The organism is Chimaeribacter coloradensis (assembly GCF_002858715.1).
GTDB lineage: Bacteria > Pseudomonadota > Gammaproteobacteria > Enterobacterales > Enterobacteriaceae > Chimaeribacter > Chimaeribacter coloradensis.
The window spans coordinates 1-5722 of record NZ_PJZH01000056.1 but is presented as its reverse complement, the minus strand read 5'-3'; the positions used below and the strand labels follow the sequence as shown (position 1 = coordinate 5722).

Here is a 5722-nt window from a genome sequence, read left to right as displayed (position 1 = left end):
CCGGACGAAATTTTCCTGCGATTCAGACGGAGGGCAGGATTCGCAAAGGGGTAGCGGATGGCACCGTACGCTGCGATGCAGGATAGGGTAAATGCACCAAAATGACGTCATTTTGAGCATTTACCCCGAAAACAGAATGTTTTCTCCTGAGCCTGCAGCTGGCTCTCGGAACCCCTACCGCCTCGCCAGGCTCGTTGCTCAACGCCTCACGACCGCACAGTGAACTGCGCGCCCGTTCACCGTTACCGGAAATGACCGTTTCCTGCGAAAACGCGGCTTTAGTGCCAGCATCCGCCCGGAATCGCCCGCCATTCACCCGCGTGCATAGTCATGCAGACGCGCAGAAATCATCAGGGGCGTTTTTTCACGATACGGACAGGGAAAGGTGCCGGAAACGGCCCGGACGCGGCAGAAACGCGCTGAGGGCGTCTGCGAGGGTGCGCTCAAGAGATGTTATGGTAAATACGAGTGCTAGGCATGGTCAGCCTAGTTACAGACTTCAACAACCTCAAATTCTTCTGCGACAAGCTCCATGTCGTCCGAGTAAAAGCCAGCCCTAGTTATTCTTGCCGCGACAATAGGACACCGACGAGAGGTCTATGAATAAAGTCAACTATTGCATCTTTTTCATGGGGAAATGAGTTTACTGTTAATAGAGTAAACTCACGTTAATTATAATTATTTCTATAACAATATTTTTATTTCTTAAATTTGATTAATTTTTCTGCTTTAATGATTTGCATGTGCTACATTCTTCGAAACCTAATGCTATAAAAATTTCTTCTGAAAAACGTTGATCATTTATCTCATTGATCCCTGTTAACACTTTAATTATTTCACTTTTAACATCTGATTTTAATATACCCCATTCCCTAACTACTTCATAATCTTGCTCGGTTATCTTCCTGTTAGCTAAAAAATTATCTAGAAGATGTGATGCTTGGCCATATTTAATTATAGGCTTCTTGTTGTTTTGATAAAAGTCTAACGCCTTTGCTACATAAAAACTGACCTTATCTTGGTTACTGCTAGATAATAGTTCATTGGAAGATAAGAGATTTCTTTTCCCACTATTTGAATAACGAGTTTTAACAGAGCGGGTTAGTGGGATATTAAAAAAAGAGCCCGCAGAAGCATAAAATGCCGCCTCATTTTTATAAAATAACTCTTTGTTAGAAATAAAAAATCTCCTATATTCATCTATCTTGTTTTCTGGAATCTCATCAGGTATTGAGAAATTTTCATAATCAGATGATAATTTAGGGCAGTTGTCATAATGATGATAAGTCATTTTGTTTTTATAATAAATCATCCTTACTTTTTTTTGTTCTCTGTCGATTTTATTTTGGTTCTTAATTTTTATGTTATGCGGTGTTTCTGAGTTCAATATATCACTCACGACAATAATCGATGCCATTGATTGCAATTCTAGCCTTGATAAAATTTTCTCTTTTGTATGCTCTTCTATGATTTTAACTATAGCCAATTGAGCGCTGTTAGATTTTTCATAGGGAATATCTAACAGGCCGCCTATCTTAGATAAGGTTGCTTTTGTTACATATGCTGTGGTCATTTTTCTCTCCGCGTGCGGTTTTATTTATTATTTTTATCAGAAGATTTTACTACAACCCCTTGGTTTATAAGTATTTCTATGAAAGACTTTTGGTATAAATGACTGGGTATCGTGTTTAATATTTCTTCTAACATATCAATATTCTCACTTTCAGAAGATATGATTTCAGATATCATTGATGAAACATCTTTAGAAAGCATCGAGAGTTTAGGTTCAGATCCTAATTTACTTAATAAGTCAAACATCGCATAATTTTTGGATGGCATTTTTAATGAAATTTTTTCATAAAGATCAACTGAATTTTCAATTGACCGGTTTTTCATTTTCTCTATTTGATTTTTAATCATTCTCGTTTCTCAGTTTATCAAGTACTAAAGACATGCAATCATTATGTTCATCAGAGTGCTTCATTAAAATAATTTCTGACTTACTTAGCATGTCTGTTTGTTGTTCCTGTTCTGAAAGTAAGTAGTTTTCATATTTGTATATCATGTTTTCTTTAAATTCTTCTCTAGCCACTTCAAAAATCCAACTTTCTTCTAAGTCATTACATCCATCTACTATGTTTTCTGGGGATAGCTTATCTGCAATAGATGCTAGAAGAAACTGACTATCAAATTCTTCAACTTCTGACTTTAATTTTTTTATAAGAATTTTTCTTATTATCTCGTTGAGAATTAATGATCTTGACGTGTCGAGTTTTTTTGCTAACTGGTCAATAAAGCTTAAATCAGCTTTATGTATTTTTATGTTAACTTTCTGGGGCGGAACTGGTATGACAATAATGTTTTCTTTTGTGCTTCTCTTTATTTTTTCTCTGATTATTTTTAGCATGATTTTTGCCGTAATGAAAAAATGATGTTATTAGCGCGTCGTTAGCTAAAACTAATGTCCCGCCATTTTTTTCGCGAATATTGGTCAGGCGTTTTTTTAATTCATCGGTATGCTTTATAGCTATATCTATAGTGTCCTTATTAAGGATTATTCTTTCGCCATTTTTACTAAAATCTCCCAGAGACATTATTAAGTTAATTACATCATAAGATATATTTCTTTCAGACATTCTTTTATGCAAATGACATGAAATTTTCATAGAACATCTCTCATTAAGTTAACTTATCGTAGGTCTATTTTGTCATAAAATCAATAGTACAAATTGTACTATTTTTATATTTTTTTTAAGTTATTGATAAATCTCTTATTTTATTTCTGATGGTGTACGAGAAGAAGAAGCTAAAATGGACCAAAATGGATTTCCTTGAGATCCGTTCTTCGTCATCGTAATCTATAGGGAATGAAACGAAAAAACCGACTGGGGAGTCGGTTTTTTCGAGGGTTCAGCAAGTTGGGGAACTTCTGAACCGTGGTAACTGGCTTTAACGGAGCGCAGTAACCAAATTTGTCCTTTCAGTGTAGCCGTAGTTGGGCTTCCACTTCAAGAACTCCGTATTTACTACGTAAATACATTTTCGCTCCGTAAACCAGCTACCAGTGGCTACCGCCAGTGGCGATTTGTCGTGTCTTTCAGGGTTGGACTCAAGTGAACAGTTACCTGAGCAGGCGTGGTAGTCGGACTAAACGGGGAGTTCGTGCATATAGTCCAGCTTGGAGCGAACCACCTAAGCAGCACCCAGTGTCAGGCGTGGTATGAGAAAACGCGGCCATAACAGCGGAAAGACACGGGCTAAGCTGTAAGGTGGGAACAGGAGAGCGCACGAGGGAGCCACCGGATGGAAACGTCCGGTATCTTTAAGTCCTGTCGGGTTTCGCCCCTTCTGATTTGAGCACCGGGAATCGGCAGATTTCTGTGATGCTCGTCAGGAGGGCGGAGCCTATGGAAAACCGGGGTTCCGGGGACCGAGCTCGGGGGGAAAGGGGGGCGCTGTTGACGTTGAACTGGAGGGTCTATGACTGGTCGTCTGCATGTTGTATCTAAGACTGAAAAGCTGTTTCTTGATGATGCTGTCTTTGCAGCGGAACGGGCAAAAGGGAAAAAGCTGTCCGGCCCGGAAAAAAAAGAGGTGTTGCGTGTTGCCCGTGAACAGCTGCTGGGACAGCGTGAAGCGGAAGCCGCTAAACAGGCACGGGCTGAAGAACGTCAGGCTGCAGAATTTGCCTGGAGCAAGCCTAAGCCTTTTCGTCGTTAGCCGGTAATGCTCGCCGCAGCGTTCGTCTGGCGCAGCCAGGGGAACCGGGGAAGCGTCATTTCACCCGATTTCAGCATATGGCACGTACGCACCGGAGCGTCTTATGACGAAACAGCAAAAAACTGCGCTGAACATGGCAAAATTCATTCAGGAACAGAGTCTGCTCCTGCTCGAAAGGCTCAACGAGCTGGATTTTGATATTGAAGCGGATATGTGTGAAAAGCTTCATGAAGATGCTGAACGACTTCATGATGTGCTTCTGGGCAGGTTAGATCAGGAATAATGATAAACGGATGGCAAAAGTGTCGATCAGTGAGGCCGCCAGGCTTACAGGTAAGAGCAGAACAACGCTGCACAGGTTAATAAAAACAGGTGAGCTGTCCACTTGTGCAGGTGCTCGCAATTCAAAAATGCTCGATACTTCAGAGCTTATTCGTGTTTTTGGTGATATTTCCTCACCTGTGCATGAACAGCCATTTGAACAGGCTACTGAACAGCGTGTTACAGTGCCACCTGCACATAATGAACAGGTGGTTAACAGTTTAAAACAGGAAATTGAACACCTCAGAACGCTCGTTTCTGCTCAGGAATCGCATATCGACAGCCTCAAACAATCGTTGCATTTGCTTGAGCATAAAAAAGACGTGCAGCAGCCCTTACCGCCCCCGGTTAGGTGGTGGCAGTTCTGGAAATAACAGGCCGTAAAACCTGTAACCTCATTTTTATCCGGTGTTCCGGTCCCGACGACACGGTTACTTTTGCGCTTCCTGCGTCTCAGCTGGTATCTGTGCATCGGGATGACAGATTGTTGAGTTCTTGCGAGGTTTCCCCAGGTCGCTGACCTGTTCGCGGCTTACGCCGGGCTGACTTATGTCAGACTCCCTCCACACACCCGCTTCCGGGTGTCGCCATCGATACCGAGCTGATTATTTTCCTTTCTATCTGAACACGTTTGCAGTTATGCCTGCAGCGCTGGGTTAAGGCCCGTTCAGGGCGTATGAAAACACGTAATACGTGCACGTCAGATTGTGGAGATCGCCGTCAGGCGTTGTGCCGCAGGGGCTGCAGCGTGGTTTTTTCACGCGTCACTTTGTTCCCGCCTTGCGGGCATCAAAGTGACGCCGTTCAGTCCGGAGGCGCGTTTACCTCTGCAAACAGGTGCTTTCCGGAAGACGTAATGGTGCTCGCGGGATAGAACGAGTTTTTCGCGACAGACCCGCTACAGGTTTATCGGCGTTATGGTTGCCGGCTAGTAAAGGCCGACAGCGGAAGGCAGGACGGTCGGTGCCGGTCACTGCGTTGTGAAATGTACCCTCATCGTCGCGTCGTAGGTGCGCTGTTTTTGACGATATCTGCTTCCAGGGGCGGGCAGATGTACCACGCTTTGCGTTCTCCCTTTCAGGCTACAGGAGTGTTCTGTACAGCCACCCGAAGGCGATCCTCTCAGGCCGTGGGATCATTGGTGGTCGTCATGGACGACAGGACTACCCAGGCATACTATCAACGTAAATTCGTGACGGTCAACCGGAGGTCGTGATGAGCGTATCTATCAAATCGGCAAAATTTGATCCCTACAATATGTGGCTGCAGCTGAGTGACGGCCGCACCCTGGGTGTACCGCTGGCGTACTTTCCTGTTCTGGAGAATGCGAGCACGGAACAGCTGGAAAAGTTCGAGCTGAGCCCGTACGGCATTCACTGGGACGAACTGAACGAGGATTTGGGACTTGAAGGTTTTCTGAGTACGCAGAAGCTGCAGCCGGTCCGGGCGCGTTCAGTCAAAAAGGCTTAACCAGGGGACAGGATATGTTTTGTAGCACCGCCACGCTGTGCCGGCTACAAAACAGCGGGACAAGATGTGTCTCCGGAGTACCGCCGGCACGCCAGAGCTTTTCATCAGGCGCGGCCCGATACCCTGAGTTTCGTCCGGACGAAATTTTCCTGCGATTCAGACGGAGGGCAGGATTCGCAAAGGGGTAGCGGATGGCACCGTACGCTGCGAT

8 protein-coding genes are annotated in these 5722 nt (G+C 44.1%); 4 read left to right on the top strand and 4 right to left on the bottom strand.

What is annotated here, in order from left to right:
- Window positions 1–715 precede the first annotated feature (715 nt).
- From CYR32_RS21560 to CYR32_RS21550, 4 genes are read right to left on the bottom strand one after another with little or no spacing between them, the layout of a single operon-like run.
- Window positions 716–1573, bottom strand: coding sequence for a hypothetical protein (locus tag CYR32_RS21560; protein WP_146000744.1), 858 nt, complete (start codon window positions 1571–1573; stop codon window positions 716–718).
- 20 nt (window positions 1574–1593) lie between these two features.
- Window positions 1594–1920: a hypothetical protein gene (locus tag CYR32_RS21555; RefSeq protein ID WP_146000743.1), complete on the bottom strand. Its 327-nt coding sequence runs from the start codon at window positions 1918–1920 to the stop codon at window positions 1594–1596.
- Complete coding sequence (locus tag CYR32_RS21050; RefSeq protein ID WP_101827031.1) at window positions 1913–2407, bottom strand: hypothetical protein; 495 nt, start codon at window positions 2405–2407, stop codon at window positions 1913–1915. The genes CYR32_RS21555 and CYR32_RS21050 overlap by 8 nt, the downstream gene beginning before the upstream one ends.
- Window positions 2325–2666: a hypothetical protein gene (locus CYR32_RS21550; RefSeq protein ID WP_146000742.1), complete on the bottom strand. Its 342-nt coding sequence runs from the start codon at window positions 2664–2666 to the stop codon at window positions 2325–2327. The genes CYR32_RS21050 and CYR32_RS21550 overlap by 83 nt, the downstream gene beginning before the upstream one ends.
- Before the next feature lie 814 nt (window positions 2667–3480).
- Between CYR32_RS21550 and CYR32_RS21035 the strand changes: the two genes are divergently transcribed.
- The 4 genes from CYR32_RS21035 to CYR32_RS21020 all read left to right on the top strand — a co-directional run bounded on the left by CYR32_RS21035 (window position 3481) and on the right by CYR32_RS21020 (window position 5511).
- Window positions 3481–3720, top strand: a complete 240-nt coding sequence (locus CYR32_RS21035) for a hypothetical protein (RefSeq protein ID WP_101827030.1) — start codon at window positions 3481–3483, stop codon at window positions 3718–3720.
- A 103-nt stretch (window positions 3721–3823) separates the two neighbouring features.
- Window positions 3824–4003 (top strand): Rop family plasmid primer RNA-binding protein, encoded by a 180-nt coding sequence (locus tag CYR32_RS21030; protein ID WP_101827029.1) that lies wholly within the window; start codon window positions 3824–3826, stop codon window positions 4001–4003.
- 10 nt (window positions 4004–4013) lie between these two features.
- A complete protein-coding gene (locus CYR32_RS21025; RefSeq protein WP_101827028.1) occupies window positions 4014–4415 on the top strand; it encodes a helix-turn-helix domain-containing protein in 402 nt (133 codons plus the stop codon).
- 841 nt (window positions 4416–5256) lie between these two features.
- Window positions 5257–5511: a DUF2442 domain-containing protein gene (locus tag CYR32_RS21020; RefSeq protein WP_046289657.1), complete on the top strand. Its 255-nt coding sequence runs from the start codon at window positions 5257–5259 to the stop codon at window positions 5509–5511.
- The last annotated feature ends 211 nt before the right edge of the window (window positions 5512–5722 follow it).

Coding starts and splice junctions, on each gene's coding strand:
- CYR32_RS21560 (WP_146000744.1), bottom strand. CDS start 1,573: ATGACCACAGCATATGTAACAAAAGCAACCTTATCTAAGATAGGCGGC.
- CYR32_RS21555 (WP_146000743.1), bottom strand. CDS start 1,920: ATGATTAAAAATCAAATAGAGAAAATGAAAAACCGGTCAATTGAAAAT.
- CYR32_RS21050 (WP_101827031.1), bottom strand. CDS start 2,407: ATGCTAAAAATAATCAGAGAAAAAATAAAGAGAAGCACAAAAGAAAAC.
- CYR32_RS21550 (WP_146000742.1), bottom strand. CDS start 2,666: ATGAAAATTTCATGTCATTTGCATAAAAGAATGTCTGAAAGAAATATA.
- CYR32_RS21035 (WP_101827030.1), top strand. CDS start 3,481: ATGACTGGTCGTCTGCATGTTGTATCTAAGACTGAAAAGCTGTTTCTT.
- CYR32_RS21030 (WP_101827029.1), top strand. CDS start 3,824: ATGACGAAACAGCAAAAAACTGCGCTGAACATGGCAAAATTCATTCAG.
- CYR32_RS21025 (WP_101827028.1), top strand. CDS start 4,014: ATGGCAAAAGTGTCGATCAGTGAGGCCGCCAGGCTTACAGGTAAGAGC.
- CYR32_RS21020 (WP_046289657.1), top strand. CDS start 5,257: ATGAGCGTATCTATCAAATCGGCAAAATTTGATCCCTACAATATGTGG.